We start from the raw sequence: 25,573 nt of genomic DNA, 5'->3' as shown, positions 1-25,573 counted from the left end.
ATGCAGTGCTGCACCGGAACCGGAGGCGCCCCATGACCACGTTCGACGACTCTGAGCTCGTATTCGACAAGGACGGTGTACGGCTCACCGTCGAGGACGCCGTTGCCACGGTGACCTTGACCAATCCGGCGAAGCGCAACGCCCAGTCTCCCGCTCTGTGGCGGGCGTTGACGGAAGCCGGGCGGTCGTTGCCGGGCAGCGTGCGGGTCGTGGTCCTGCGCGGCGAGGGCAAGTCCTTCTCCGCCGGACTCGACCGGCAGGCGTTCACGCCCGAGGGCTTCGACGGCGAGCCCTCCTTCCTCGACATGGCGCGGGGGTCCGACGAGGACCTCGACGCCGTCATCGCCGAGTACCAGGAGGCGTTCACCTGGTGGCGCCGTGGCGACCTCGTGTCGATCGCGGCCGTCCAGGGGCACGCCATCGGCGCGGGCTTCCAGCTCGCCCTCGCCTGCGACCTGCGGGTCGTCGCCGAGGACGTGCAGTTCGCCATGCGCGAGACCAGCCTGGGTCTCGTCCCCGACCTCACCGGAACGCACCCCCTCGTCTCCCTCGTGGGCTACGCCCGCGCCCTGGAGATCTGCGTCACCGGACGCTTCGTGCACGCCGAGGAGGCCGAGCGCACCGGCCTCGCCAACCTCGCCGTGCCCGCCGACCAGCTCGACGCGGCCGTACGGGACCTCGCCGCCGCCCTGCTCGCGGCGCCCCGCGACGCCGTCAACGAGACCAAGGCGCTCCTCCAGGGCGTCTCCGGCCGCTCCTACGAGGAGCAGCGCGTCGCCGAGCGCGCCGCCCAGGGCCGCCGCCTGCGCGACCTCGCGGGCCTCGGCGACTGACCCCGGACGGCCCTCCGGCGCCGCAGGGTCCCCTCAGCGCAGCTCCGACACCAGCACCGTGACCGCGGTCGCCCCACCGGCGGCCGCGGTCGCGGCGCTCCGGGCGGCACGGGCCACGTCCAGCGGACGCCGGCCGGCCGTCACGGCCAGCTCGACCCGCAGCGCGTCGCCGCTCCGGCGCACGGGCGGCCCCAGCGCGTCCGTCACCCCGGCCACCCCCTCGACCCGCAGCACCGCCAGGGCCACCGGATCGTCCGTCGCCGGGGAGGACCGCCCCGGCGGGGGAGCGTCCGGCCCCTCCTCCGGCGCCGCGTCGAGCAGCTCCGTCACCCGCAGGTCCGCGGCCGTCACCGAAAGCCCGACGTCGTCCGCCGCCGCCCGGAGCAGGGCCGCCCGCAACTCCTCGGACACCTCCGGCAGCGGCCGGCCCGCCACCGCCCCGAACTCCGCCGCGATCCGCAGCGGGCCCGGCGGCAGAGCGCCCGGCGGCGCCGGAAACGGCTCCGGGCCCGGCTCCCCGTCCGGATCGGGCCCGACCCGGATCAGGCCCGGCACCACTCCCCGCACTCCCGCGGCGGCCCCGTCGAGGACCTGCCGCGCCGCCCGTTCCGCGATCCAGGCGCCGTCCTCCGCCGTGCCCAGGGGCAGCAGTCTGCCCGGGGCCAGGCGGTTCCGGACCGCCGCCGTCCAACCCTCAGCCGTCGTCATTCCCCCAGACTGCCGCATCGGCGGAGCGGAACGGGGCAACCGGCCTTAATGTGAGCGAGGAACCCCGAAATATCCCAGAAGGGGCGAAACCTGATGACGGACACCACCCACACCGGAGACTCCGGCACGGACGAGGCGCGCCGCGCCTCCGTGACCAAGCGGGGCGGCGGCGCCGCGGCCACCCGCGGCAAGACGACCATCGCCGACGGCGTGGTCGAGAAGATCGCCGGACTCGCCGCACGTGACGTCGACGGCGTCCACGACATGGGCAGCGGCCTCTCCCGCACCTTCGGCGCCGTGCGCGACCGGGTCCCCGGGGGCAGCGGCAAGTCGAACGTCACCCGCGGGGTGAAAGCCGAGGTCGGCGAGGTGCAGACCGCCCTCGACCTGGAGATCGTCGTCGAGTACGGCTATCCGATCTCCGACGTCGCGGGCAACGTCCGGGAGAACGTCGTCAACGCCGTGGAGCGGATGACCGGTCTCGAGGTCGTCGAGGTCAACATCGCGGTCAGCGACGTGAAGCTGCCCGACGACGAGGACGACGACGACGGCGACGACGACCAGCGCCGCCTCCAGTAAGCGCCCGTCGATCCCCGCACAGACCGGACGACCGGCGGACAGGGCCAGGAAAGGGACTCGGAATGAACATGGCGGTGGTCGGCCTGTTGGCCGGCATGGCTCTCGGATTCGCCGGATACTTCGGCGGCTTCGGAGCGTTCGTACTGGTCGCGGCCCTCGGGGCGGTCGGCTTCGTGGTCGGCCGCTTCGCCGACGGCGACCTCGAACCCGGCGACCTGTTCCGGGGACGCGAGCGCGGCGACCGGCGGCGGTGACGGGGGGTGGCGACGGACCTTGCAGCGGCCCCGGCGGCGGACGCGGCACACGACCCGGTGCGTGACCGGGGAGCGACCGACATCGCCGACCGGGTCGTCGCGAAGATCGCCGCCCAGGCGGCCCGGGAGGCGCTCGGACGCGTCCCGGAGGGAGGCTCGAAACCCCACGCCTCGGTCGTCGTCCACCGGGACGCCGCCCGGGTCGCGGTGAGCCTCGAACTCGACTACCCCTCCGACGTCGGCCGCCAGTGCCGCGCCGTCCGGAGCCGGGTCCGCAGCCGGGTGGAACACCTCGTGGGCCTGGAAGTCCACGAGGTGACCGTCGACGTGGAACGGCTCCACTCCGCCCTCACCCGAGACGACACGCCGAGGGGCCGCCTCTCATGACCACCACCCCGGCACCGGCCGCCTCCCCCGCACCGGAGGAGGAGAAGGAGAAGCCCGACACCACCCCCGCGGCCCCCGCCCGCCGCTTCTGGGCGGCGCGCCGCGTTCCCGCGGCCCTGCTCGCCGCCGTCGTCCTCGGCGGCGCCGGGCTGCTCCTCTACGACGTGGCGGCCGTACGGGCCGACCACTCCGCCATGGCCTGGCGGAAGGAGGCGGCCGACGGCCTCGCGACCCGGCCCCTCGACTCCACCTGGGTCATGGCCGGCGCGTCCCTCGCGGCGCTCCTCGGCCTCTGGCTCCTGTTCCTGGCCCTCACCCCCGGGCTGCGCTCCGTCCTCCCCATGCGCCGGGACCACCCCGACGTACGGGCCGGACTCGACCGCAAGGCCGCGGCCCTCATCCTGCGGGACCGCGCCATGGAGGTCTCCGGGGTGCAGTCCGCGAAGGTGCGCGTCCGCCGCTCCAGGGCGGCCGTGCGGGCGGTCTCGCACTTCCGGGACCTCGACGAGGTCCGCGCCGACCTGGAGCGGGCCGTCGCCACCGGCGTCGACGAACTCGCCCTCGCCCGCCCGCCCGCGCCGAAGGTACGGGTGGCCCGGCCGCCCCGGAAGGGGTGACCGGGCCGATGACGTCCCGCGCGAAGACCCCGAAACCCGGCGGGGAGGCCTCCCGCCCGCGGGCCCTCCGCGAGAAGGCACCCCGCACGGCGGCACCCCGCACCGGGGCGCCGCACGCGAAGACATCCCGTACGAAGACCCCGGCGCCCCGGGAAGGAGCCCGCAGGTGACCGTCGTCCTCCGCCGCGTCAACCGCGTCCTGCTCGGCCTGGCCGGGCTCGTCCTCGTCGTCCTCGGCGGCTCCGTCCTCGCCGCCGCGGCCGGCCTCTCCGTACCGTCCTGGTGGCCCTGGTCGGGCCCCTCCGACGTCCTGCTCACCACCGCCGACCGGCAGCGCTGGCGGGACGAGGGCTGGTGGTGGCCGGTGGTCATCGCCGTCCTCGGCGTGATCGTCCTGCTCGCCCTGTGGTGGCTGATCGCCCAGTTCCGGCGGGCCCGGCTCGCCGAGGTCGCCGTCGACAGCGGCGACGGCGACGAGGCGGTCCTGCGCGGCCGGGCCCTGGAGGGCGTCCTGGAGGCCGACGCCGCCTCCCAGGACGGCGTGGAACGGGCCCGGGTCTCCCTCACCGGCCGCCGCACCGCCCCCCGCGCCCGCGTGAAGCTCCGGCTGGAGCCGTACGCGGCCCCGGCCGACGCCCTCGCCACCCTCGGCTCCCAGGCCCTCGCCAACGCCCGCGCCTCGACCGGCCTGCCCGCGCTGCCCGCCGAGGCGCGGCTGCGCGCGGCGAAGCACCGCGCCCGCCGGGTCACCTGACGGGGACGGCGCTCCCCCGGGAGGGCGGCTCAGAAACCGCCGCGGGCCCCGCCGTCCACCGGCAGCATCAGACCGGTCAGGTACGAGGCGGCCGGCGACAGCAGGAAGGCCGCCGTCCGCCCGAACTCCTCCGGCGTGCCGTACCGGCGCAGCGGGATCGTCGCCTCGTTCGCCGCGCGGGCCGCGTCCGCGTCCCCGGAGAGCGCGTCCAGGGAGCGCACCCGGTCCGTGTCGATCCGGCTCGGCAGGAGCCCGATCACCCGCACCCCGCGCGGCCCCAGGTCGTTGGCCAGGGACTTGGCGAAGCCCGCCAGCCCCGGGCGCAGCCCGTTGGAGAGGGTCAGGCCGGCGATCGGCTCGTGGACCGAACCGGACAGGACGAAGCCGATCACCCCGCCCTCGCCCAGCGTCTCGGCCGCCGCGCGGGCCAGCCGCACCGCCCCCAGGAAGACGGTGTCGAAGGCGGCGGCCCACTCCTCGTCGGTGTTGTCCGCCGCGAAGCCGGGCGCCGGGCCGCCGACGCTGATCAGGATGCCGTCGAAGCCGCCGAACCGGGACCGCGCCTCCGCGATCAGCCGGGCCGGGGTCCCCGGGTCGGTGTTGTCGGCCGCGATCCCGGCCGCGCCCGGCCCCAGCGCCTCCACGGCCTCGGCGACCGTCCTCTCCTCGCGCCCGGTCACCAGCACCTTGGCGCCCTCCGCGAGCAGCGCCTCGGCCGAGGCCCGGCCCAGCCCCCGCGTCGCGCCGGTCACCACGTACACACGGTCCTTCAGTCCAAGATCCATGGCCCTATCCTGCCGGGTCGGGATCGTCCGCTGCCAGCGCGAACGCCGTGCCCACCAGACCGATGTGGCTGAAGGCCTGCGGGAAGTTGCCGAGCTGGCGGCCGGTCGCCGGGTCGTACTCCTCCGCCAGCAGCCCCACGTCGTTGCCGAGCGCGACGAGCCGCTCGAAGAGCACCCGGGCCTCCTGGGGCCGCCCGGTCGTCCGCAGGGCGTCCGCCAGCCAGAACGAGCAGACCAGGAAGGTCCCCTCCTGCCCCGGCAGGCCGTCCACCGCCGTCGAGTCGGCGCTGTAGCGGCGCACGTAGCCGTCGTGCATCAGCTCCGCCATGACCGCGTCCACCGTGCCCACCACCCGGGGGTCCTCCGGCGGCAGGAAGCCCACCTGCGGGATGAGCAGGGTGGCGGCGTCCAGCTCCCGCGAGCCGTAGGACTGGGTGAAGGTGTTCCGCACGGGGTCGTACGCCTTGTCGCAGACCTGCGCGTGGATGTCGTCCCGCATGGCCCGCCACCGGGCCGCGTCCCCCGGCAGCGACGGATCGGCCTCCAGGGTGCGCACGGCCCGGTCGGCCGCCACCCAGGCCATCACCTTCGAGTGGGTGAAGTGGCGGCGCGGCCCGCGCACCTCCCACAGCCCCTCGTCCGGCTCCCGCCAGACCGCCTCCAGGAAGCCCAGCAGGCTCAGCTGGAGGTTCCAGGCGTGCCGCTCCGCCGGGATCCCGGCCTCCCGCGCCCGGTTGAGCGAGTCCATGACCTCGCCGTACACGTCGAGCTGGAACTGGTCCACGGCCGCGTTCCCGGTCCGCACCGGCGCCGAGTCGGCGTACCCCCGCAGCCACGGCAGGGTCGTCTCCGGCAGCCGCCGCTCCCCGGCCGGGCCGTACATGATCTGGAGGTCGGCCGGGTCGCCCGCGACCGAGCGCAGCAGCCAGTCCCGCCAGGCGGCGGCCTCCTCCACGTACCCGGCGGCGAGCAGCGCCCCGAGGGTCAGGGAGGAGTCGCGCAGCCAGCACGAGCGGTAGTCCCAGTTCCGCACGCCGCCGACCTCCTCCGGCAGGGAGGTGGTCGGGGCGGCGACGATCCCGCCGGTGGGGGCGTACGTGAGCGCCTTCAGGGTGATCAGGGAGCGCAGCACCGCCTCCCGGTGGGGCCCCCGGTAGGTGCAGCGGGCCGCCCACTCCCGCCAGTCCGCGAGCGACTGCTCCAGGGCCTCGAAGGGGTCGATCAGGTCCGGGCGCGGCTCGTGCGAGGGGTGCCAGGTCAGCACGAAGGCCACCTTCTCGCCGGCGGCGACGGTGAACGAGGAGCAGGTCGAGAACTGCTGGCCCCAGGTCTTCACGTGCGGCTCGCTGCGCAGCCAGACCGCGTCCGGACCGGCGACCGCCACCCGGTGCCCGTCCGACCTGCGCATCCAGGGCACGATCGAGCCGTAGTCGAAGCGCAGCCGCAGGACGGCGCTCATCTCGACGCTGCCGCTGACCCCCTCGACGATCCGCATCACGTCGGGGTAGGCGTCCCGCTGCGGCATGAAGTCGACGACCTTGACGGTGCCGGTGCGGGTCTCCCAGTAGGTCTCCAGGACGAGGGAGTCCTCGGCGTAGCGGCGGGAGGTGCAGGTCGTGGCGCCCTTGGGGGCGATCCGCCAGTGTCCGTTCTCCTCGTCGCCGAGGACGGCGGCGAAGCAGGCGGCCGAGTCGAACCGGGGCAGACACAGCCAGTCGACCGATCCGTCGCGGCCGACGAGCGCGGCGGTCTGGAGATCGCCGATGAGGGCGTAGTCGTCGATGTGTTGCGTCACGCTCGGGCTTTTCCCGGAAGCGGCGGCGGTCAATCAGCGCGACGGTGTGGCCGGGGTCTCCGCGGTGTCCGGTTCCGGCGCCCCGGCGGCCCCGGAGGCGGCGGCCTCCCGGTCGCGCTTCTCCCGGCGCACCAGGATCACCCAGCCGACGGGCACGCCGGCCGCGAAGAGCCACCACTGCACGGCGTACGCCATGTGGGCGCCGATCGAGTCGTGGTCGGGCTCGGGGATCCGCTCGGGGGAGTCGACGGCGGGGGCGGTCTGCTCGACGTAGCCGCCGAGGACCTCGCGGCCGATGAGCTCGGCCTGCTGCCGGCTGTCGATCAGCATGACCTGGCGGTCGGGCAGGCCCTTGAGGTCCTTGATGCCGCTGGCGTCGGTCGTCTCGTCCGCCTTGAGGCGCCCGGAGATCGTGACCTCGCCCTTCGGGACGGGCGGCACCTGGGGGTAGGAGTGCTGGTCGGCGGCGGCCGGCACCCAGCCCCGGTTGACGATCAGGACCTTCCCGTCCCGCAGGACCAGCGGGGTCAGGACGTGCACGCCGATCCGGTCGTCGGAGGAGGTGCGGCGGCGGACGACCACCTCGTGGGCGGTGTCGAAGGTGCCGGTGGCGGTGACCGGCCGCCAGTAGTCGGTCCGCGGGACGGTGTGGCCGGGGGAGGTGAGCTCCTCGACGGGCACCGGCCGCGCGCTGATGCTGTCCTCGATCAGGGCGTTCTGGGCGACCCGGCGCTCGTGCCGGTGGAACTGCCAGAAGCCCAGCTCGATCATCGTCGGGACGAGGACGAGGGCGATCAGGGTGAGGATCACCCACTGCCGGGACAACAGGAAGCGGTACACCCCATGACCGTACAGCGGGGGTCACGGGGTGCGCGCAGGGGGGTTCGGCGGGTTCGGGAACCGCCGTCCGGAATCGTTTCTTCGGTCCGGATGCTCACACCTTGTCGACGATGCCCACCTTCCCCTCCGCGCGGGCGCAGTGGCCGCCGCAGTACCAGCTGCCCTCCACCTCGACGCCCTGGCCGATGATCTGGACCCGGCAGTGCTCGCAGATGGGCGCCATGCGGTGGATGGCGCAGGCGAAGCAGTCGAAGACGTGCACCGCGCCCTGCGCGTGCACCTCGAAGGACATGCCGTAGTCGTTTCCGCAGACCTCACAACGTGCCATGCGCCACAGGGTGGGGCTCCCCGCGGGCGCGCGCCGACCGGCGCGCCCGGAGGCCCCGGGGACGTCACCCGTCTGCCGGGGCCACGTCCCGCAGGAGCTGGGTGTAGGCGGCCTCGTCGACGACGGGCGTGCCGAAGGTCCGGGCCCTGAGGGTCTTGGAGGTGGCGGAGTCCGGGTCGTTGGTGACGAGCAGGCTCGTCAGCCGGGAGACGCTGCCGGCGACGTGGAGACCGGCCTCGACGGTGCGGTCCTCCAGGAGCTCCCGGTCGACGGAGGTGTCCCCGGAGAACGCCACCCGCATCCCCTGCCTGAGCGGCTTGTCGGTCTCGTACCGGCCGGGATTGGGATACGGGCAGGCCGGCCGCTTCCGCGAGGGCCGCCAGCTGTTCGCCCGGTGGGCCGGGTACGGCGAGGAGGCCGCGGGCGCGGCCGGGGACGCGGTCCACTCGGTCAGCGGCCGGCACTCCAGGAGCGGCAGCCGCACGCCCCGCTCGGCCGCCGCGTGCAGGCTCGGCCGGAACGCCTCGGCGAGCACCCGCGCGTCGTCCAGCGCGTTGTGCGCCTGCCGCTGCTCGACGCCGAAGTGCGCGGCGAGCGACTCCAGCTTGTGGTTGGGCAGCGGCAGCGACAGCTGCTTGGAGAGCGCGATCGTGCACAGGCGCTGCCGCACGGGCGCGGCGGACTCCGCGCGCGCGTACTCCCGGGCGATCATCTGCCAGTCGAAGATCGCGTTGTGCGCGACGAGCACCCGTCCGTCGAGCCGGGCCGCGAACTCCGCCGCGATCTCCGGGAAGAGCGGCGCGCCCTCCAGGGCGTCGCTGGTCAGCCCGTGGATCCACACCGGCCCGGGGTCGCGCTCGGGGTTGACGAGGGTGTACCAGTGGTCCTCGACGTTCCCCTGGGCGTCCAGCCGGTAGACGGCGGCGGACACGATCCGGTCGTCGCGGGCGAGGCCGGTGGTCTCCACGTCGACGACCGCGTACCCCTGCGGGTAGGCGGTCGGCCACGCTGCTGCGGTCGTGCGGTCGTCGAGCATGGTCATTGAGGATACGGGCCGCGGCCGACAATCCCCTCCCCGGTGCTCCCGGCGGACCGGTCCCCGCCCGGCCGGGCGGGTCGTTCCGGGGGCGGCGCCCCGCCGGGTGCGACCCTCCTCACGTGACCGAACCCCCCGCCCCTCCCGCGTCCGCCGCGCCCGCCGCGCACGACGAGGCCCACGGCGGCCTCGGCTCCCGCCTCAACTGGCTCCGGGCCGCGGTCCTCGGCGCCAACGACGGCGTGGTCTCCACGGCGGGCCTCGTCGTCGGCGTCGCCGGGGCCACCGGGTCCGGGTCCGCGCTGCTCACGGCCGGCCTCTCCGGGCTCCTCGCCGGCTCGATGTCGATGGCGGCGGGGGAGTACGTCTCGGTCTCCACCCAGCGCGACTCGGAGAAGGCCGCGCTCGCCCAGGAGCGGCGCGAACTGCGCGAGCGGCCGGCGGCCGAACTGGACGAGCTCGCCGCCCTCCTGGCCGCCCGCGGCCTCTCCCCGGACGTCGCCCGGGAGGCCGCCGAACAGCTCACCGCCCGCGACGCCCTGCGCGCCCACGCGCGCGTGGAGCTGGGCATCGACCCGGACGCCCTCACCAACCCCTGGCACGCGGCCGGCGCCAGCTTCCTCGCCTTCACGGCCGGGGCCCTGCTCCCGCTCCTCGCGATCGTCCTGCCGCCGCCCCCGGCCCGCCTCTGGGTCACCGTCCTCTCGGTCCTCGCGGCCCTCGCCCTCACCGGCTGGTCCAGCGCCCGCCTCGGCGCCGCCCCACCGACCCGCGCGGTCCTCCGCAACGTGGCGGGCGGCGCCCTGGCGATGGCGGTGACGTACGGGGCGGGGTCGTTGCTGGGGGCGGCGGGGGTGTGAGGGGGACGGGACGGGGTCGGGAGACGCGCCTGGTCCGTCCGGGCTCGGAGACCGCGGCGGCGCCCCCGTCCGGCGGCGGCCGTCTTGTCGGAAGGCGCCGAAGCCCGCTGACGCCCCGTCTCGCATACTTGTCGGTAACGACGTCTAGCCGCGCCCCGCCCCCCGCCCCTACCGTCGACGGCATGCCGAACCCGCCCGACGTCGTGCTCTGGTCCATACCGGCGTTCGTCCTGCTCACCGTCCTGGAGATGGTCGGCCACCGGCTCCACCCCGACGAGGACGCCGCCGGGTACGAGGCCAAGGACGCCGCCACCAGCGTCGGCATGGGCCTGGGGAGCCTGGCCTTCGACGCGCTGTGGAAGATCCCCGTGGTGGCGCTCTACACCGCCGTGTACGAGCTGACCCCGCTCCGCGTGCCCGTCCTCTGGTGGACGGTCCCGCTGATGCTGCTCGTCCAGGACTTCCTCTACTACTGGCAGCACCGCGGGCACCACGTGATCCGCCTCCTCTGGGCCTGCCACGTCGTCCACCACAGCAGCCGCAGGTTCAACCTCACCACCGCCCTGCGCCAGCCGTGGACCGGCGCGACCTCCTGGCCGTTCTACCTGCCGATGATCGCCCTCGGCGTGCACCCGGCGGCCCTCGCCCTCTGCTCCTCGGTCAACCTCGTCTACCAGTTCTGGATCCACACCGAGCGCGTCGGCAGGCTGCCGCGCCCCTTCGAGCACCTCTTCAACACCCCCTCGCACCACCGCGTCCACCACGCCTCCCAGGGCGGCTACCTGGACCGGAACTTCGGCGGGGTCCTCATCGTCTGGGACCGGGCGTTCGGCTCCTGGGCCGGCGAGACCGAGCGGCCCGTCTACGGCCTCACCAAGAACATCGAGACGTACAACCCGCTCCGGGTCGCCACCCACGAGTACGCCGCCATCGCCCGCGACCTGCGGGCCGCGCGTGGCTGGCGCGAGCGGGCCGGCCGGCTCTTCCGCGGCCCCGGCTGGCAGCCCGCACCACCCCCGGAGCGAAAGCCCGTCCCCACCGCGCCCGTCCTCGCCACGCCCGTCCCCACCACGCCCGTCCCCACCGCGGCCGGTCCCGCCACGGCCGTCCCCGGCACCGCCGTCCCCGCGGCAGTCGGTCCCGCCGTCCCCGGCCCCGTCGCGGCCGCCCCCGCCGCGGAGTCCGCCGCGTGAGCGCGTCCACGGCCCCGCCCGCCGCGCCGCCCGCCGTGCGCGCGACCCCCGTCTCCCGCGCGCTGCTCGCCGCCTTCGGGCTCGCGGCCGCCGTCGACCTGGTCTCCCTGCTCGCCGGGGCCGAGCCCGGCCACCAGATCGCCAAGCCGCTCCTGATGCCCCTGCTCGCCGCGTACGCCGCCACCCGGAAGGCCCCGAAGCTCCTGGTCGCCGCGCTCCTGTCCGGCTGGGCCGGCGACGTCCTCCTGCTCTCCGACGCCGACGGGGCCTTCCTCGCGGGCATGGGCTCCTTCGCCGTCGGACACGTCTGCTACCTGGCGCTCTTCGGCCGACGCCGCGCCTCCCCGGCGCTCGGCGCCCTGTACGCGGCGGCCCTCGCCGGAACCGTCGCGCTCCTCTGGTCCGACCTGCCCGCCGAGCTGCGGATCCCGGTCGCCGGATACTCGCTGCTGCTCACCGCCATGGCCCACCGGGCGAGCTCCCTCGGGCTCCTCGCCGGCCTCGGCGGCGCGCTCTTCCTGCTCTCCGACACCCTCATCGCCACCGGCGTCGCCGCGTGGCCCCGGCCGCCGGCTCCCGACTTCTGGGTCATGCTGACCTACCTCGCGGCGCAGTACCTCCTGACGACCGGAGCGCTCCGCTCCCCGGGCGAGGGACGAGACACCCCCTAGAGCCACACCGCCCCGTCCGCCCCCGGCAGCCCCGGCGGCCGTGACCAGCCCGTCGGGCCGCCCTCGTACGCGACCGGCGACCGGGCGTGCCGCAGCCGTCCGAGCGGGCCGTCCGACTCCGTGAGGTACCGCTCGGGTCCGTACGCGGGCAGGGCGTGCGTCAGCCAGTGGCCCGTCTGCGCGAGGGCGACGCGGACCAGCCGGGTGCCGCCGTCCCGGTCCTGCTCGGTCAGCGACCGCAGGACCGCCGCCGCGAGCAGATAGCCGGTGCCGTGGTCCAGGGCCTGCGCGGGCAGCGCGCCCGGCTCCTCCGCCGAGCCCTCCAGGACGGCGATCCCGGTCGCCGCCTGCACCAGCGAGTCGAAGCCGCGCCGCCCGCCCCACGGCCCGTAGTCGCCCCAGGCCGAGATCCGGGCCGTGACGAGCCCCGGCCGGTGCAGGCCGAAGCGGTCGAGCGCGCCCGGCCGGTAGCCGGTCACCAGCACGTCGGCCGCGTCGAGGAGTTCGTCGAAGGCGCGCCGGTCCGAGGGCCGGTCCAGGTCGAGGGCGGCCGTCCGCTTCCCGACGTTCGTGTCCGCGTGCTGGTCGGGCAGCTCCGGGTTGCCCGGCGGGTCGATCCGCAGCACGTCCGCGCCCAGCAGCGCGAGGGTCCGGGTCGCCACGGGCCCCGCGAGCACCCGGGTCAGGTCCAGGACCCGAGGCGGCCCCGAACGCCGCCGGGGCGGGGCGTCGTCGAGCCGCTCCCGGGTCAGCGGCGGACGGGCCGCCACCTCCCGGCCCTGCGGGTGCGCCGCCCACTCCCCGGGCGTCCGCAGGGCGACGGCCAGGCCCCCGGCCCCGTACACCGCCGCCTCGACCCCGGCGGCCGTCCGCTCCCCGATCGCCGCCGCCACGGCCTCCGCCGTCGCGTCCTCCGACGACCCGGAGGGCACGCCGAGGGCGGCCAGCAGCGCCGCCCGGTGGTGCGGATAGTTGGCGTGGGTGCGGACCCGCCCGTCCGCCGCCCGCCAGAACCGGGAGAGCGGCGCGAAGTTCACCGGCGCCCGCCCGTCGACCCGCAGGTGCCGCTCGCTGGTGAAGGCGGTGGCCACGGCCCCGTCGTCCACCCGCACCGGCCCCGGGAGCCCCGCCCGCTCGACCGCCGCGAGCCCCGCCACCGCGACCGTCGCCCGCGCCAGGTCCATCACCGGCAGCCGGGCCGGCAGCAGTCCCGAGGGCCCCGTGAACACCGCCCGGCCGACCAGGGCGGGATCACCGCCGAGGGCCGCCCACAGGGACTCCGTACCGCCGCGCACCGTGTCGTCGTCCATGGACCGCACTATGGCCCACCCGGCCCCGGTCCGCCGGACGGGCCCCGTGGCACCGGCCCACGCGAAGGGGCCCCGGTGCGGCGTACCGCACCGGGGCCCCGACGTCCGGTGGTGGTTACCAGCGGACCGCGTCGAGCGCGTCGACGATCCCGGCCCCGTAGAAGCCGTTCTTGTTCTTCCCGCCCTCGCAGACGGCGTCGACCTTGCCGTCGGCGTCGATGTCGTACGGGTTGGTGCAGGCGTGCCTGTCGGCCTGCGCGTACAGCAGGGCCTTGAGCGCCGCCGGGCTCGCGGTCGGGTGCTTCGACTTGATGAGCGCCAGGACGCCCGCCGCGTGCGGCGACGCCATCGACGTGCCGCCCTTGTAGTTGTAGCCGCCGTTGACCGTGGTCGACAGGATCAGGCCGTTCACCGCCGGGGCGTCCGGCGTCTGGTACGCGGTGCGGTCACCACCGGGCGCCGCGATGTCGATCACGCCGAGGCCGTAGTTGGAGTACGAGGCCTTCAGGCCCTTGGCGCCGGTCGCGGAGACCGTGACGACGCCCGGGAGCATCGCCGGGTAGTCCAGGCACTTCTTCGGGTCGATGGTCCGGCCGCCCGGCGTGGAGTCGTTCGGGCTGCTGTCGTCGACGATCGAGTCGGCCGCCAGGTCGAACGCGGAGTTGCCGGCCGCCGCCACGTTGACCGTGCCCTTGCGCTCCGCGTAGCGGGTGGCGCGGGTGACGGCCTCGATCAGGGCCTTCTGGTCCGCGTCGTCCTTGCACGCGAACATCCACGGGTCGGTGTAGTAGCTGTTGTTCGTGATGTCGACGCCGTGCTCGGCCGCCCACACGAAGCCGCAGACCACGGCCTCCGTGTAGAAGAAGCCGTCCGGGGTGGACACCTTGATGCCGGCGACCTTCACGCCCGGGGCGACACCGGTGATGCCGATGCCGTTCTTGGCGGCGGCGATCGTGCCGGCGACGTGCGTGCCGTGGTCGCTCTCGCCCGGGTTCGGACGCCACGATCCCGCGGTGGTGTCCGGCTTGCCGGAGACGCAGTTGGCGGAGGCCTTGGCGTTGAAGTTCGGCGCCAGGTCCGGGTGGGTGTCGTCCACGCCGGTGTCGATGACGCCGACGGTCACGCGCTTGCTGCCGAGCGTCCGCTTGTGGGCCTTGTCGGCCTTGATGGCCGGGAGGTCCCACTGCAGGGGCTCCAGGGCGTCCTGGTCGTCCGTGGCGCGGGCCGCGGCGGCCTTGGCCTCGGCCGCGGACAGCGCCTGCGTGCCGCCGCCGACGGACTTGTCGCCCTGCACGGAGAGCGGGGCGGTCCGGGTCGCGCCGGCCGACACCACGCCGCGCGCCTTGCGGATCTTCTGCGCGAAGTCCGGGTTCTGCGAGTGGACGACTATCACGCCTATCTGGTCGTACGCGACGACGACCGTGCCGCCGGCGGCGGATATCGCCTTCTTGACCGACTTGGCGGCCGAACGGCCCCCGTCGACGTTCACGACGTACGACAGCTGCGGCCCGTCCGACGCCACGGCGGCGACCGGGGCGTCACTCAGCTCCGCGGCGGAGGCGCCGGAGGGAAGGAAGCCGAGCGAGGCCGTGAGCGCGAGGCCGACCGGCAGGGCGAGAGCTCGGCCGCGCCTCGATCCCAGATGAGCCATGGGTTCTCCACATCATCCGTATGTACTGCTCGCGCGCGGGTTTACGCGCGGACAGGTGCATGACGAGTGAAGCTATCGCTGATCTTCCTGTCCCATCAATGAGTTGAGAAGACTTCATGAAGATCTGCCCGAGAAATTCCTCGGGGTGAACCGCGTCGCTTCCTCCTCCGTGCCGTTGTGCAGGGGAGGGCTCCACCCGGAGCCCCGGCTCCCGCACCCCCGGTGAGGCCCCCTTTGACCCAGCCGTCCGCCCCCGCGTCACGAGGAGAGTCCGTGGCTACCGAAGCACCGCCGCCAGCCCGAAACGGCACGGAGACCGATCGGGGTCCCGCGTCACCCACCACGGAGCAGTTCGTCGAGGTGCAGCAGGGCGAGGAGTTCGGCGAACTGCGCCGCACCTACCGCTCGTTCGCCTTCCCGCTCACCCTCGCCTTCATCGCCTGGTACCTGCTGTACGTGCTGCTCTCCAACTACGCGGGCGGCTTCATGGGGACCAAGGTCTTCGGCAACATCAACGTGGCGCTGGTCCTGGGCCTCGGCCAGTTCCTCACCACCTTCCTCATCGCCTGGCTCTACTCGCGGCACGCGGCGAACCGGCTCGACCCGAAGGCCGAGGCCATCAAGTCCCGTATGGAGGGCGACGCATGAGCACCCCCGTCCTGCTCGCGGCGGGCAACGCCACCAGCGAGCACCGGCCCCTGATCATCGCGCTGTTCGGCGCCTTCGTGATCGCCACCCTCTTCATCACCGTGTGGGCCGGCCGGCAGACCCGCAGCGCCGCCGACTTCTACGCCGGCGGACGCCAGTTCACCGGCTTCCAGAACGGCCTGGCGATCTCCGGCGACTACATGTCCGCCGCGTCCTTCCTCGGCATCGCCGGCGCCATCGCCCTCTTCGGCTACGACGGCTTCCTCTACTCGATCGGCTTCCTCGTCGCCTGGCTCGTCGCCCTGCTCCTGGTCGCCGAACCCCTGCGCAACTCCGGCCGCTTCACCATGGGCGACGTCCTCGCCTACCGGATGCGCCAGCGCCCGGTCCGCACCGCCGCCGGCACCTCCACCATCGTCGTCTCGATCTTCTACCTGCTCGCGCAGATGGCCGGCGCGGGCGTCCTCGTCTCGCTGCTCCTCGGCATCACCAGCGACGGCGGCAAGATCGCGATCGTCGCCCTCGTCGGCGTCCTGATGATCGTGTACGTGACCATCGGCGGCATGAAGGGCACCACCTGGGTGCAGATGGTCAAGGCCGTCCTGCTCATCGCGGGCACGCTCCTGATCACCTTCCTCATCCTGTGGAAGTTCCACTTCAACCTGTCCGAGCTGCTCGGCGCGGCCGCCACCAACAGCGGCAAGGGCCAGGCCTTCCTGGAGCCCGGCCTCAAGTACGGCGCCACCGCCACCTCGAAGCTGGACTTCCTCTCGCTCGGCATCGCGCTCGTCCTCGGCACGGCCGGCCTGCCCCACATCCTGATCCGCTTCTACACGGTCCCGACCGCCAAGGCCGCCCGGAAGTCGGTCAACTGGGCCATCGGCATCATCGGCGCCTTCTACCTGATGACGATCGTCCTCGGCTTCGGCGCCGCCGCCCTGCTCAAGAACAGCGACATCGTCGCCTCCAACAAGGCCGGCAACACCGCCGCCCCGCTCGCGGCCCTGGAGATCGGCGGCGGAGCCGGCTCCACCGGCGGCGCGATCCTCCTCGCCGTCATCTCCGCCGTCGCCTTCGCGACCATCCTCGCCGTCGTCGCCGGCCTGACCCTGGCCTCCTCGTCGTCCTTCGCGCACGACATCTACGCCAACGTCATCCGGCGCGGACAGGCCACCGAGAAGGAGGAGATGCGGGCCGCCCGCTGGGCGACCGTCCTCATCGGCGTGGTCTCCATCGCGCTCGGCGCCCTCGCCCGCGACCTCAACGTCGCCGGCCTGGTCGCGCTCGCCTTCGCGGTCGCCGCCTCCGCCAACCTGCCGACGATCCTGTACTCGCTCTTCTGGAAGCGGTTCACCACGCGGGGCGCCCTGTGGTCGATCTACGGCGGCCTGGTCTCCGCCGTCGTCCTGGTGCTGTTCTCGCCGGTCGTCTCCGGCAAGCCCACCTCGATGTTCAAGAACGTCGACTTCTACTGGTTCCCGCTGGAGAACCCCGGACTCGTCTCCATCCCGCTCGGCTTCCTGCTCGGCTGGCTCGGCTCGATCCTCTCCAAGGAGGAGCCGGACAAGGGCAAGTACGCGGAACTGGAGGTCAAGTCCCTCACCGGTGTCGGAGCGCACTGATCCGCATACGTTCCGCCACGCACGGACGGCCGCGTCGTAGGGTTCTACGACGCGGCCGCGCCGCTCCTCGTGACAATCTGCCCTGCTCGATGTCGCACCGCTCGCGTAGGCTCGGAACAAGGCGATCGAAACGAACCGATCCACAGACGGGGAGGGGGCCCACCGTGCTCATCGACACCTTCGGCCGGGTCGCCACCGACCTGCGCGTCTCGCTCACGGACCGGTGCAACCTGCGCTGCACCTACTGCATGCCGGAAGAGGGCCTCCAGTGGCTCGCCAAGCCGGACCTCCTCACGGACGACGAGATCGTCCGGCTCATCCGCATCGCCGTCACCGACCTCGGCGTCACCGAGGTCCGCTTCACCGGCGGCGAGCCCCTGCTCCGTCCCGGCCTCGTCGGGATCGTCGAGCGCTGCGCGGCCCTGGAGCCCCGCCCCCGGATGTCCCTCACCACCAACGGCATCGGGCTCAAGCGCACCGCGACCGCCCTGAAGGCCGCGGGCCTCGACCGGGTCAACGTCTCCCTCGACACCCTGCGCCCCGACGTCTTCAAGACCCTCACCCGCCGCGACCGGCACCGGGACGTCCTCGACGGCATGGCCGCCGCCCGCGACGCCGGCCTCGTCCCGGTCAAGGTCAACGCCGTCCTGATGCCGGGGCTCAACGACGACGAGGCCCCCGACCTGCTCGCCTGGGCGATCGAGGAGGGGTACGAGCTCCGCTTCATCGAGCAGATGCCGCTCGACGCCCAGCACGGCTGGAAGCGCGACGGCATGATCACCGCGGGGGACATCCTGGAGTCCCTGCGCACCCGCTTCGCGCTGACCCCGGAGGGCGCCGACGAGCGCGGCTCCGCCCCGGCCGAGCGCTGGGTCGTCGACGGCGGACCGCACACGGTCGGCGTCATCGCCTCCGTCACCCGCCCGTTCTGCCGGGCCTGCGACCGCACCCGGCTCACCGCCGACGGACAGGTACGCACCTGCCTCTTCGCCACCGAGGAGACCGACCTGCGGGCCGCGCTCCGCTCGGACGCGGGGGACGCCGAGGTCGCGGAGCTCTGGAAGAAGGCGATGTGGGGCAAGAAGGCCGGCTCCGGCCTCGACGACCCGAGCTTCCTCCAGCCCGACCGCCCGATGTCGGCGATCGGCGGCTGAACCCCCGCCGCGAGCCCCGGGGCCCGGTCCGCCGGACACGCGCTAGGGCGTGTCCCCGGGCGCCTCGGACTCCCGGTCGGCCAGCGGCACGACGTCCTTGAGGAAACCCCGTACGCCCAGGAACCGGGAGAGGTGCTCGCGGTGCTCCTCGCACGCGAGCCAGGTCTTGCGCCGCTCCGGCGCGTGCAGCTTGGGGTTGTTCCACGCGAGGACCCAGACGGCGTCGGCGCGGCACCCCTTCGCGGAACAGATCGGCTTCTCTTCGCTCACCGGACCAATGATCATCCGGCCATTGTCCGGCAAGGGCGATGCCGAGCAGCCACGGGGGGAGCTGCCCGGCACCGGTCCGTCGCTCCGACGGGGGATGCGGAGCGCGTAGGCAGTATGTCACGGCGCATGGGGTGTGGTGCACTGGAACTTCATGATTGATCTGAGCTTTTCTTGAGGTTTCCGGCCACGCTCGGTGATCAGTTCCGGCCGTGCGGGCGGTCCGCCTCCGGGCCCGCCCCGGCCTCGTCCGCGACCCCTCCCGATCCTTCCGCGCCGAGCGCGGGCCGCACCGGAGCCGGTACGAACGTGGAGGGAAGGGACGGGGCCGACTCGCGTCCCGCGTTGGCGATCACCACGGCGACGTACGGCAGCAGGATGCCCAGGGCGAGCGCCACGACCGCCACGTGCCGCTCGACGTTCCACAGCACCGCGGCGGCGATCACGGAGAGCGTCCGGACCGTCATCGAGATGACGTACCTCCGCTGCCGCCCCCGGACGTCGTCGGCGAGCCCCTGCCGGGCCCCCGTGATCCGGAAGACCTCGGTTCCGCCACGCTTCGGCATCACCGCTCACCACCCGCCGGTCGCGCCGGACCCACCCCGGTCCGGACCTCGTTCCACCGTACGCCCGTCCTCCGGCGCGTACGAGACCGGGGCACGTATGGCCCTGTCCGACATGCGTGGTATGTCGTGAAAGCCGAGACTGGGCCCACATGCGTACAAGGAGGCGACGATGAGTTGGTTGTGGGCGATTATCGTGGGACTCGTCCTCGGTCTGATCGCGAAGGCGATCCTGCCGGGCAAGCAGCAGATCCCACTCTGGCTGACCGTGGTGTTCGGCATGCTCGGCAGTGTCCTCGGCAACGCGGTCGCGACCTGGATCGGCGTCAACGACACCAAGGGCATCGACTGGATCCGCCATCTGCTCCAGCTGATCGGCGCGGTCGCCGTCGTCGGCGTGGGCGACATGGTCTGGGCCTCGATCAAGGGCAACAGACAGCGGACCTGACGGCGGGACGCACGCCGGGAGGCCCGGTACGGCACCTCACTCAGGTGCCGTACCGGGCCTCCGGTCGTGTCGTGCGGGCGGACCCGTCAGGCGCCGGCGAACTCGATCGCCGCCAGGTTCTTCTTGCCGCGCCGCAGCACCAGCCAGCGCCCGTGCAGCAGGTCGTCCGCCGACACCTCGGCGTCCTCGGCGGTGACCTTCGCGTTGTTCACGTAGGCCCCGCCCTCCTTCACCGTGCGCCGCGCCGCCGACTTGCTCGCCACCAGACCGACCTCGGCGAACAGGTCCACGACCTGGCCCAGCTCCGACACGCGCGCGTGCGGCAGCTCCGACAGGGCCGCGGCCAGCGTCGCCCCGTCCAGCTCGGCCAGGTCGCCCTGGCCGAACAGCGCCCTGGAGGCGCCGATGACGGCCGCGCACTGCTCGGCGCCGTGCACCAGCGTGGTCAGCTCCTCCGCCAGCGCCCGCTGGGCCGCCCGGGCCTGCGGCCGCTCGGCGGTCTGCGCCTCCAGCTCCTCCAGCTCCTCGCGGGACCTGAAGGAGAGGATCCGCATGTAGGCGGAGATGTCCCGGTCGTCCACGTTCAGCCAGAACTGGTAGAACGCGTACGGCGTGGTCGTCTCCGGGTCCAGCCAGACGGCCCCGCTCTCGGTCTTGCCGAACTTGGTGCCGTCCGCCTTGACCATCAGCGGGGTCGCGAGCGCGTGGGCCTCGGCCCCCGGCTCCAGGCGGTGGATCAGGTCGAGCCCGGCCACCAGGTTGCCCCACTGGTCCGAGCCGCCCTGCTGGAGCGTGCAGCCGTGGCGGCGGTACAGCTCCAGGAAGTCCATGCCCTGGAGGAGCTGGTAGCTGAACTCGGTGTAGCTGATGCCCTGCTCGGACTCCAGGCGCCGGGCCACGGAGTCCTTGGTCAGCATCTTGTTGACCCGGAAGTGCTTGCCGATGTCCCGCAGGAACTCGATCGCCGAGAGGCCGGCGGTCCAGTCCAGGTTGTTCACCATGACCGCCGCGTTCTCCCCCTCGAAGGAGAGGAACGGCTCGATCTGCGAACGCAGCCGGTTCACCCAGTTCGCGACCGTCTCGGGGTCGTTCAGGGTGCGCTCGGCCGTCGGCCGCGGGTCGCCGATCTGCCCGGTGGCCCCGCCCACCAGCGCCAGCGGCCGGTGCCCGGCCCGCTGGAGCCGGCGCATGGTGAGGACCTGGACCAGGTGGCCGACGTGGAGACTGGCCGCGGTCGGGTCGAAACCGCAATAGAACGTGACGGGACCGTCCGCGAGAGCCTTGCGCAGTGCGTCCTCATCGGTGGACTGGGCGAAGAGCCCGCGCCACTTCAGCTCGTCGACGATGTCCGTCACGGTCGTCCGTCTCCTCGGTCGAATGGGGTGGATGTCGTGGCCCAGTCTAGGTGGGTCAGACCCCCTTGCTGACCGAGCTCATGTTGAAGTCCGGCACCCGCAGGGCGGGCATCGCGGCCCGGGTGAACCAGTCGCTCCACTCGCGCGGCAGCGTCTTCTCGGTACGGCCCGCCTCCGAGGCCCGCGACAGCAGGTCCACCGGCGACTCGTTGAACCGGAAGTTGTTCACCTCGCCGACCACCTCGCCGTTCTCGACGAGGTAGACGCCGTCCCGGGTGAGCCCGGTGAGCAGCAGCGTCGCCGGGTCGACCTCGCGGATGTACCAGAGGCAGGTCAGCAGCAGACCGCGCTCGGTGGAGGACACCATCTCCTCCAGGGAACGCTCCCCGCCGCCGTCCAGGATCAGGTTCCCCGCTCCGGGGGCCACGGGCAACCGAGTAAGCGCCGCCGAGTGCCGGGTGGTGACCAGCCGCTCCAGCCGTCCCTCCCGCACCCAGTCGATCGGCCCCACCGGCAGACCGTTGTCGAAGACGGACGAGTCGTCGCCGGAGGAGTGCGCGATCACGAACGGCGCGGACTCCAGACCCGGCTCGTTCGGGTCGCTGCGCAGCGTCAGCGGCAGCCGCGAGAGCGTCTCGCCGAGCCGGGTGCCGCCGCCGGGCTTGGAGAAGACCGTACGGCCCTCCACCGCGTCCCGGGCCGCCGCGTTCCACTGCTGGTAGATCAGCAGGTCGGCCACGGCGGTCGGCGGCAGCAGCGTCTCGTACCGCCCGGCGGGCAGCTCGATCCGCCGCTCCGCCCAGCCCAGCCGGACCGCCAGATCGGCGTCGAGCGCCGCCGGGTCGACGTCCTTGAAGTCCCGCGTCGCGCGCCCGGCCCAGGCGGAGCGCGAGCGGTCGGGGGACTTGGCGTTCAGCTCCAGGGTCCCGTTGGGCTGGTCGTGCCGGAGCCGCAGCCCCGTCGACGTGCCCAGGTAGGTGGAGGTCAGCTCGTGGTTGGCGAAACCGTACAGCTCGCGGCCGCCGGCCCTGGCCCGGGCGAAGGCCTCGCCGAGGGCGGGCGCGAAGTCCCCGAAGACGGCGGAGGAGGTCTCGGCCGGGGCGTCCGTGAAGTCGGGGGAGGCGGGCACGCCCTCCACCAGCGGCTGCGCGTCCTCGGCGGGCCCGGCGGACCGGGCGGCGGCCTCGGCGGCCCGCACCAGCGGCTCCAGGTCGTCCACGGTCACGGCGGACCGGGAGACGACGCCGGAGGCGGTGCCCCGCGCGCCGTCGACGGTCGCGATCACCGTGAGCGTGCGGCCCCGGGTCACGCCGTTCGTCGTGAGCGTGTTCCCGGCCCAGCGCAGGTTGGCCGAGGACTCCTCGTCCGCGATGACCACGCACCCGTCGGCCCGGGACAGCTCCAGGGCCCGCTCGACGATCTCGTACGGCTTGCTGACGCGGCTCATCGACCGGCCTCCTGCGTCGTGTTCAGAATGTTGACGCCCCGGAAGAGGGCGGAGGGGCAGCCGTGCGAGACGGCGGCGACCTGGCCCGGCTGGGCCTTGCCGCAGTTGAAGGCGCCGCCGAGGACGTACGTCTGCGGGCCGCCGACCTGCTCCATCGAGCCCCAGAAGTCCGTGGTCGTCGCCTGGTACGCGACGTCCCGCAGCTGCCCGGCGAGCCGCCCGTTCTCGATGCGGAAGAAGCGCTGCCCGGTGAACTGGAAGTTGTACCGCTGCATGTCGATCGACCAGGACCGGTCGCCGACCACGTAGATGCCCCGCTCCACGCCCCCGATCAGGTCCTCCGTCGACAGGCCGCCCGGGTCCGGCCGGAGCGAGACGTTCGCCATCCGCTGCACCGGCACGTGCGCGGGGGAGTCCGCGAAGGCGCAGCCGTTCGACCGGCCGAGGCCGGTGAGCTTCGCGATCCGCCGGTCCAGCTGGTAGCCGACCAGCGTGCCGTCCTTCACCAGGTCCCAGGACTGCGCCTCGACGCCCTCGTCGTCGTAGCCGACGGTCGCGAGCCCGTGCTCGGCGGTCCGGTCGCCCGTCACGTTCATGACCGAGGAGCCGTACGCCAGCTTGTTCAGCTGGTCGAAGGTGGCGAAGGAGGTGCCCGCGTAGGCCGCCTCGTAGCCCAGGGCCCGGTCCAGCTCGGTGGCGTGCCCGATCGACTCGTGGATGGTCAGCCACAGGTTCGACGGGTCCACGACCAGGTCGTACCGCCCCGCCTCGACGCTCGGCGCCCGCATCTTCTCGGCGAGCAGCGCCGGGATCTCGTCCAGCTCCTTGTCCCAGTCCCAGCCCGTGCCGGTCAGGTACTCCCAGCCGCGCCCGGCCGGCGGCGCGATCGTCCGCATCGAGTCGAACTCGCCGGTCGTCCCGTCCACGGCCACCGCCGTGAGCTGCGGGTGCAGCCGCACCCGCTGCTGGGTGGTCACGGTGCCGGCCGTGTCCGCGTAGAACTTGTTCTCGTGGACGGTGAGCAGCGAGGCGTCCACGTGCGCCACGCCGTCCGCCCGCAGCAGCCGCGCGCTCCAGTCGGCGAGCAGGGCGCTCTTCTCCTCGGAGGGCACGGAGAAGGGGTCGATCTCGTACGAGGAGATCCACACCCTGTCCTCGTGCACCGGCTCCGCCGCCAGCTCCACGCGCTCCTCGGAGCCGGCCGCCGCGATGACCCGCGCCGACAGCTTGGCCATGGCGACCGCCTGCGAGGCGACCCTGGCCGCCCCGTCCATGGTCAGGTCCACTCCGGAGGCGAACCCCCAGGCCCCGCCGTGCACCACCCGCACCGCGTAGCCGAGGTCCGTGGTGTCGGAGGATCCGGACGGTTTGGCGTCGCGCAGCCGCCACGCGGCGCTGCGCACCCGCTCCAGGCGGAAGTCGGCGTGCTCGGCGCCCAGCGCGCGCGCTCGGGCGAGCGCCGCGTCGGCGAGCGCCCGGAGGGGCAGCGCGACGAACGAAGGGTCGATCTGATGGACCACGAGCGGCCTCGCTCTCGGTGATCGGAAGGGTGGGAGACGGTCTCGGAAGACGGTCGTGGAACTGCCCCGGAAGTCAATCACGGGAGGGGCGGCCGGGGCTGCGCATTGCCGTGCGCCCTCGGCGGAACCGCACCCAACCGGCCACCGCCCGCCGGGCATTGGGGCAACGGCACAAGGCGCGCCGGTCTCCGGCGGTCGCTCCGGACGCCCGCCGGGGCACGCTTCCCGGCCCCGGACCACCCCTGCCGGGCCCGGCCGCGGGCCGCCGGGCGGCCACCTCCCGGCACCGCCGGGCTGTAGGGACCCGACAGTGCGGCCCGTACGCCACTGTCGGAGGTCGATTCCTCATGTCGGGAGCGATGCAGATAGGTTTTCGGCTACCAGACCGCTATCGAAAGGGTGATCCGTTGAGCCGCTCGGTTCTCGTCACCGGAGGAAACCGGGGCATCGGCCTCGCCATCGCCCGCACGTTCGCCGAGGCCGGCGACAAGGTCGCGTTCACGTACCGCTCCGGCGAGCCGCCGGCCGAGCTGGCCGAGCTGGGCTGCCTGGCCGTGAAGTGCGACATCACCGACGGCGAGCAGGTGGAGCGGGCGTACAAGGAGATCGAGGAGAAGCACGGCCCGGTGGAGGTCCTCGTGGCCAACGCCGGCGTGACGAAGGACCAGCTCCTCATGCGCATGTCCGAGGAGGACTTCACCTCCGTCGTCGACACCAACCTCACCGGCACCTTCCGGGTCGTCAAGCGGGCCAACCGCGGGATGCTGCGGGCCAAGAAGGGCCGCGTCGTCCTGATCTCGTCGGTCGTCGGCCTGCTCGGCTCCGCGGGCCAGGCCAACTACGCCGCCTCCAAGGCCGGTCTGGTCGGCTTCGCCCGCTCCCTCGCCCGCGAGCTGGGTTCCCGCAACATCACCTTCAACGTCGTCGCGCCCGGCTTCGTCGACACCGACATGACCGCGGTGCTCACCGACGAGCAGCGCGCGGGCATCGTGTCCCAGGTGCCGCTGGGCCGCTACGCCCAGCCCGGGGAGATCGCCGCCGCGGTGCGGTTCCTCGCCTCCGACGACGCCGCGTACATCACTGGAGCCGTCATCCCGGTTGACGGCGGATTGGGCATGGGTCACTGATCACCATGAGTGGAATCCTCGAGGGCAAGCGCATCCTCATCACCGGTGTGCTGATGGAGTCCTCCATCGCCTTCCACGCCGCGAAGCTGGCCCAGGAGCAGGGCGCGGAGATCATCCTCACCGCCTGGCCCCGGCCGACGCTGACCGAGCGCATCGCCAAGAAGCTCCCCCGGCCCGAGAACGTCAAGGTCCTGGAGCTCGACGTCTCCAACGACGAGCACCTCGCGCGCCTGGAGGGCCAGGTCCGCGAGCACCTCGGCGACCGCCTCGACGGCGTCGTGCACTCGATCGGCTTCGCCCCGCAGGACGCGCTCGGCGGCAACTTCCTCAACACGCCGTTCGAGTCCGTCGCCACCGCCATGCACGTCTCGGCCTTCTCCCTGAAGTCCCTGACGACGGCGCTGCTGCCGCTGATGACCGAGGGCGGGTCCGTCGTCGGCCTCACCTTCGACGCGAAGTTCGCCTGGCCGCAGTACGACTGGATGGGCCCGGCCAAGGCCGCCCTGGAGGCCACCAGCCGCTACATGGCCCGTGACCTGGGCAAGCAGAACATCCGCTGCAACCTGATCTCGGCGGGCCCGCTCGGCTCGATGGCCGCCAAGTCCATCCCGGGCTTCGGCGAGCTGGCCTCCGTCTGGGACAGCCGCTCCCCGCTGGAGTGGGAGCTCACCGACCCGGAGCCGGCCGGCCGCGGCATCGTCGCGCTGCTCTCCGACTGGTTCCCGAAGACGACGGGCGAGATCATCCACGTCGACGGCGGCCTGCACGCGATCGGCGCCTGACGCCTTCCGCGCGGTCTTCCGTACTCTTCCGTACGGGCA

General features: G+C 73.4%; 28 protein-coding genes. 15 read left to right on the top strand and 13 right to left on the bottom strand.

The annotated features are described in order from the left end of the window. Nucleotides 1-32: 32 nt before the first annotated feature. Nucleotides 33-833 carry an enoyl-CoA hydratase/isomerase family protein gene (locus tag ACIQKA_RS23490; RefSeq protein ID WP_402542307.1) on the top strand — a complete coding sequence of 267 codons (801 nt, stop codon included), beginning with the start codon at nt 33-35 and terminating at the stop codon, nt 831-833. Nucleotides 834-866: 33 nt separating this feature from the next. Here the strand turns inward: ACIQKA_RS23490 and ACIQKA_RS23485 are convergent, their stop codons facing one another. Further along, nucleotides 867-1,541 carry a hypothetical protein gene (locus ACIQKA_RS23485; protein WP_391096739.1) on the bottom strand — a complete coding sequence of 225 codons (675 nt, stop codon included), beginning with the start codon at nt 1,539-1,541 and terminating at the stop codon, nt 867-869. Between the two features lie 93 nt (nt 1,542-1,634). Between ACIQKA_RS23485 and ACIQKA_RS23480 the strand changes: the two genes are divergently transcribed. From ACIQKA_RS23480 to amaP, 5 genes are all read left to right on the top strand, one after another. Further along, nucleotides 1,635-2,120: an Asp23/Gls24 family envelope stress response protein gene (locus ACIQKA_RS23480; protein ID WP_383148892.1), complete on the top strand. Its 486-nt coding sequence runs from the start codon at nt 1,635-1,637 to the stop codon at nt 2,118-2,120. 62 nt (nt 2,121-2,182) lie between these two features. Then, on the top strand, nt 2,183-2,374 hold the full coding sequence (locus ACIQKA_RS23475; protein ID WP_391096740.1) for a hypothetical protein: 192 nt from the start codon (nt 2,183-2,185) through the stop codon (nt 2,372-2,374). Nucleotides 2,375-2,380: 6 nt separating this feature from the next. Then, nucleotides 2,381-2,761 (top strand): Asp23/Gls24 family envelope stress response protein, encoded by a 381-nt coding sequence (locus tag ACIQKA_RS23470; protein WP_383148890.1) that lies wholly within the window; start codon nt 2,381-2,383, stop codon nt 2,759-2,761. After that, on the top strand, nt 2,758-3,378 hold the full coding sequence (locus ACIQKA_RS23465) for a DUF6286 domain-containing protein (protein ID WP_391096741.1): 621 nt from the start codon (nt 2,758-2,760) through the stop codon (nt 3,376-3,378). Before ACIQKA_RS23470 ends, ACIQKA_RS23465 begins: the two co-directional genes overlap by 4 nt. 166 nt (nt 3,379-3,544) lie before the next feature. Then, the gene (amaP, locus tag ACIQKA_RS23460) at nt 3,545-4,132 is read left to right on the top strand and encodes an alkaline shock response membrane anchor protein AmaP (RefSeq protein ID WP_391096742.1); all 588 of its coding nucleotides are present in this window, start codon (nt 3,545-3,547) and stop codon (nt 4,130-4,132) included. Between the two features lie 29 nt (nt 4,133-4,161). Here amaP and ACIQKA_RS23455 read toward each other — a convergent pair whose 3' ends face one another. From ACIQKA_RS23455 to ACIQKA_RS23435, 5 genes are all read right to left on the bottom strand, one after another. Further along, nucleotides 4,162-4,917 (bottom strand): SDR family oxidoreductase, encoded by a 756-nt coding sequence (locus tag ACIQKA_RS23455; protein WP_383432493.1) that lies wholly within the window; start codon nt 4,915-4,917, stop codon nt 4,162-4,164. A gap of 4 nt (nt 4,918-4,921) precedes the next feature. Continuing rightward, nucleotides 4,922-6,712, bottom strand: a complete 1,791-nt coding sequence (locus tag ACIQKA_RS23450; protein ID WP_383148884.1) for a glycoside hydrolase family 15 protein — start codon at nt 6,710-6,712, stop codon at nt 4,922-4,924. 33 nt (nt 6,713-6,745) lie between these two features. Then, entirely contained in the window at nt 6,746-7,552 is an 807-nt protein-coding gene (locus ACIQKA_RS23445; RefSeq protein ID WP_402542304.1) for an SURF1 family protein, read from the bottom strand. Nucleotides 7,553-7,646: 94 nt separating this feature from the next. Beyond that, nucleotides 7,647-7,880, bottom strand: a complete 234-nt coding sequence (locus ACIQKA_RS23440; protein WP_078489738.1) for a hypothetical protein — start codon at nt 7,878-7,880, stop codon at nt 7,647-7,649. A 64-nt stretch (nt 7,881-7,944) separates the two neighbouring features. Next, complete coding sequence (locus ACIQKA_RS23435) at nt 7,945-8,922, bottom strand: DEDDh family exonuclease (protein ID WP_383148882.1); 978 nt, start codon at nt 8,920-8,922, stop codon at nt 7,945-7,947. 116 nt (nt 8,923-9,038) lie between these two features. On the opposite strand from ACIQKA_RS23435, the gene ACIQKA_RS23430 reads away from it, so the two are divergent. The 3 genes from ACIQKA_RS23430 (at nt 9,039) to ACIQKA_RS23420 (ending at nt 11,640) form a co-directional block, all read left to right on the top strand. Next, a complete protein-coding gene (locus tag ACIQKA_RS23430) occupies nt 9,039-9,776 on the top strand; it encodes a VIT family protein (protein WP_383441600.1) in 738 nt (245 codons plus the stop codon). 182 nt (nt 9,777-9,958) lie between these two features. Continuing rightward, on the top strand, nt 9,959-10,969 hold the full coding sequence (locus tag ACIQKA_RS23425) for a sterol desaturase family protein (RefSeq protein WP_402542303.1): 1,011 nt from the start codon (nt 9,959-9,961) through the stop codon (nt 10,967-10,969). Then, on the top strand, nt 10,966-11,640 hold the full coding sequence (locus tag ACIQKA_RS23420; RefSeq protein ID WP_402542302.1) for a lysoplasmalogenase: 675 nt from the start codon (nt 10,966-10,968) through the stop codon (nt 11,638-11,640). Before ACIQKA_RS23425 ends, ACIQKA_RS23420 begins: the two co-directional genes overlap by 4 nt. Here the strand turns inward: ACIQKA_RS23420 and ACIQKA_RS23415 are convergent. Then, the gene (locus ACIQKA_RS23415) at nt 11,637-12,950 is read right to left on the bottom strand and encodes a CoA transferase (RefSeq protein ID WP_402542301.1); all 1,314 of its coding nucleotides are present in this window, start codon (nt 12,948-12,950) and stop codon (nt 11,637-11,639) included. The two genes, ACIQKA_RS23420 and ACIQKA_RS23415, sit on opposite strands and share 4 nt — an antisense overlap. A 115-nt stretch (nt 12,951-13,065) precedes the next feature. Beyond that, nucleotides 13,066-14,601 (bottom strand): S8 family serine peptidase, encoded by a 1,536-nt coding sequence (locus tag ACIQKA_RS23410; protein ID WP_383148872.1) that lies wholly within the window; start codon nt 14,599-14,601, stop codon nt 13,066-13,068. Nucleotides 14,602-14,874: 273 nt separating this feature from the next. Between ACIQKA_RS23410 and ACIQKA_RS23405 the strand changes: the two genes are divergently transcribed. From ACIQKA_RS23405 to moaA, 3 genes are all read left to right on the top strand, one after another. Continuing rightward, complete coding sequence (locus ACIQKA_RS23405; protein ID WP_383148870.1) at nt 14,875-15,249, top strand: DUF485 domain-containing protein; 375 nt, start codon at nt 14,875-14,877, stop codon at nt 15,247-15,249. After that, complete coding sequence (locus ACIQKA_RS23400; RefSeq protein WP_383148869.1) at nt 15,246-16,871, top strand: cation acetate symporter; 1,626 nt, start codon at nt 15,246-15,248, stop codon at nt 16,869-16,871. The genes ACIQKA_RS23405 and ACIQKA_RS23400 overlap by 4 nt, the downstream gene beginning before the upstream one ends. 164 nt (nt 16,872-17,035) lie before the next feature. After that, nucleotides 17,036-18,025, top strand: a complete 990-nt coding sequence (moaA, locus tag ACIQKA_RS23395) for a GTP 3',8-cyclase MoaA (RefSeq protein WP_383148867.1) — start codon at nt 17,036-17,038, stop codon at nt 18,023-18,025. A 42-nt stretch (nt 18,026-18,067) separates the two neighbouring features. Here the strand turns inward: moaA and ACIQKA_RS23390 are convergent, their stop codons facing one another. Together ACIQKA_RS23390 and ACIQKA_RS23385 are read right to left on the bottom strand one after the other, a co-directional pair. Next, complete coding sequence (locus ACIQKA_RS23390; protein WP_402542300.1) at nt 18,068-18,310, bottom strand: hypothetical protein; 243 nt, start codon at nt 18,308-18,310, stop codon at nt 18,068-18,070. Between the two features lie 182 nt (nt 18,311-18,492). Continuing rightward, a complete protein-coding gene (locus ACIQKA_RS23385) occupies nt 18,493-18,858 on the bottom strand; it encodes a DUF3099 domain-containing protein (RefSeq protein ID WP_383148862.1) in 366 nt (121 codons plus the stop codon). Nucleotides 18,859-19,027: 169 nt separating this feature from the next. Here ACIQKA_RS23385 and ACIQKA_RS23380 point away from each other — a divergent pair, with 169 nt between their 5' ends. Then, nucleotides 19,028-19,303 (top strand): GlsB/YeaQ/YmgE family stress response membrane protein, encoded by a 276-nt coding sequence (locus ACIQKA_RS23380; RefSeq protein ID WP_383148860.1) that lies wholly within the window; start codon nt 19,028-19,030, stop codon nt 19,301-19,303. 86 nt (nt 19,304-19,389) lie between these two features. Here ACIQKA_RS23380 and tyrS read toward each other — a convergent pair whose 3' ends face one another. The 3 genes from tyrS to ACIQKA_RS23365 are packed head-to-tail and all read right to left on the bottom strand — an operon-like array spanning nt 19,390 to nt 23,625. Beyond that, on the bottom strand, nt 19,390-20,658 hold the full coding sequence (tyrS, locus tag ACIQKA_RS23375; protein WP_383148858.1) for a tyrosine--tRNA ligase: 1,269 nt from the start codon (nt 20,656-20,658) through the stop codon (nt 19,390-19,392). A gap of 55 nt (nt 20,659-20,713) precedes the next feature. Continuing rightward, a complete protein-coding gene (locus tag ACIQKA_RS23370; protein ID WP_383432480.1) occupies nt 20,714-22,105 on the bottom strand; it encodes a metallopeptidase TldD-related protein in 1,392 nt (463 codons plus the stop codon). Beyond that, the gene (locus ACIQKA_RS23365) at nt 22,102-23,625 is read right to left on the bottom strand and encodes a TldD/PmbA family protein (RefSeq protein ID WP_383148852.1); all 1,524 of its coding nucleotides are present in this window, start codon (nt 23,623-23,625) and stop codon (nt 22,102-22,104) included. Before ACIQKA_RS23365 ends, ACIQKA_RS23370 begins: the two co-directional genes overlap by 4 nt. Before the next feature lie 407 nt (nt 23,626-24,032). Between ACIQKA_RS23365 and fabG the strand changes: the two genes are divergently transcribed. Together fabG and fabI are read left to right on the top strand one after the other, a co-directional pair. Further along, nucleotides 24,033-24,752 (top strand): 3-oxoacyl-[acyl-carrier-protein] reductase, encoded by a 720-nt coding sequence (fabG, locus tag ACIQKA_RS23360; protein ID WP_402542299.1) that lies wholly within the window; start codon nt 24,033-24,035, stop codon nt 24,750-24,752. A 5-nt stretch (nt 24,753-24,757) separates the two neighbouring features. Continuing rightward, a complete protein-coding gene (gene fabI / locus ACIQKA_RS23355) occupies nt 24,758-25,534 on the top strand; it encodes an enoyl-ACP reductase FabI (RefSeq protein ID WP_383148846.1) in 777 nt (258 codons plus the stop codon). Nucleotides 25,535-25,573 lie beyond the last annotated feature (39 nt).

This window comes from Streptomyces sp. NPDC092045 (genome assembly GCF_044756005.1).
GTDB lineage: Bacteria > Actinomycetota > Actinomycetes > Streptomycetales > Streptomycetaceae > Streptomyces.
Note: the sequence above shows the minus strand (reverse complement) of the source record. Positions and strands in the feature narration are given on the sequence as shown.

Excerpts from the sequence above, each read along its gene's own strand:
- ACIQKA_RS23410 (WP_383148872.1), bottom strand. The coding sequence starts at position 14,601 with ATGGCTCATCTGGGATCGAGGCGCGGCCGAGCTCTCGCCCTGCCGGTC.
- ACIQKA_RS23435 (WP_383148882.1), bottom strand. The coding sequence starts at position 8,922 with ATGACCATGCTCGACGACCGCACGACCGCAGCAGCGTGGCCGACCGCC.
- ACIQKA_RS23380 (WP_383148860.1), top strand. The coding sequence starts at position 19,028 with ATGAGTTGGTTGTGGGCGATTATCGTGGGACTCGTCCTCGGTCTGATC.
- ACIQKA_RS23400 (WP_383148869.1), top strand. The coding sequence starts at position 15,246 with ATGAGCACCCCCGTCCTGCTCGCGGCGGGCAACGCCACCAGCGAGCAC.
- fabI (WP_383148846.1), top strand. The coding sequence starts at position 24,758 with ATGAGTGGAATCCTCGAGGGCAAGCGCATCCTCATCACCGGTGTGCTG.
- ACIQKA_RS23415 (WP_402542301.1), bottom strand. The coding sequence starts at position 12,950 with ATGGACGACGACACGGTGCGCGGCGGTACGGAGTCCCTGTGGGCGGCC.
- ACIQKA_RS23490 (WP_402542307.1), top strand. The coding sequence starts at position 33 with ATGACCACGTTCGACGACTCTGAGCTCGTATTCGACAAGGACGGTGTA.
- ACIQKA_RS23370 (WP_383432480.1), bottom strand. The coding sequence starts at position 22,105 with ATGAGCCGCGTCAGCAAGCCGTACGAGATCGTCGAGCGGGCCCTGGAG.
- ACIQKA_RS23440 (WP_078489738.1), bottom strand. The coding sequence starts at position 7,880 with ATGGCACGTTGTGAGGTCTGCGGAAACGACTACGGCATGTCCTTCGAG.
- ACIQKA_RS23390 (WP_402542300.1), bottom strand. The coding sequence starts at position 18,310 with ATGATCATTGGTCCGGTGAGCGAAGAGAAGCCGATCTGTTCCGCGAAG.
- ACIQKA_RS23425 (WP_402542303.1), top strand. The coding sequence starts at position 9,959 with ATGCCGAACCCGCCCGACGTCGTGCTCTGGTCCATACCGGCGTTCGTC.
- ACIQKA_RS23385 (WP_383148862.1), bottom strand. The coding sequence starts at position 18,858 with ATGCCGAAGCGTGGCGGAACCGAGGTCTTCCGGATCACGGGGGCCCGG.
- ACIQKA_RS23480 (WP_383148892.1), top strand. The coding sequence starts at position 1,635 with ATGACGGACACCACCCACACCGGAGACTCCGGCACGGACGAGGCGCGC.
- ACIQKA_RS23475 (WP_391096740.1), top strand. The coding sequence starts at position 2,183 with ATGAACATGGCGGTGGTCGGCCTGTTGGCCGGCATGGCTCTCGGATTC.
- ACIQKA_RS23465 (WP_391096741.1), top strand. The coding sequence starts at position 2,758 with ATGACCACCACCCCGGCACCGGCCGCCTCCCCCGCACCGGAGGAGGAG.
- ACIQKA_RS23485 (WP_391096739.1), bottom strand. The coding sequence starts at position 1,541 with ATGACGACGGCTGAGGGTTGGACGGCGGCGGTCCGGAACCGCCTGGCC.
- ACIQKA_RS23455 (WP_383432493.1), bottom strand. The coding sequence starts at position 4,917 with ATGGATCTTGGACTGAAGGACCGTGTGTACGTGGTGACCGGCGCGACG.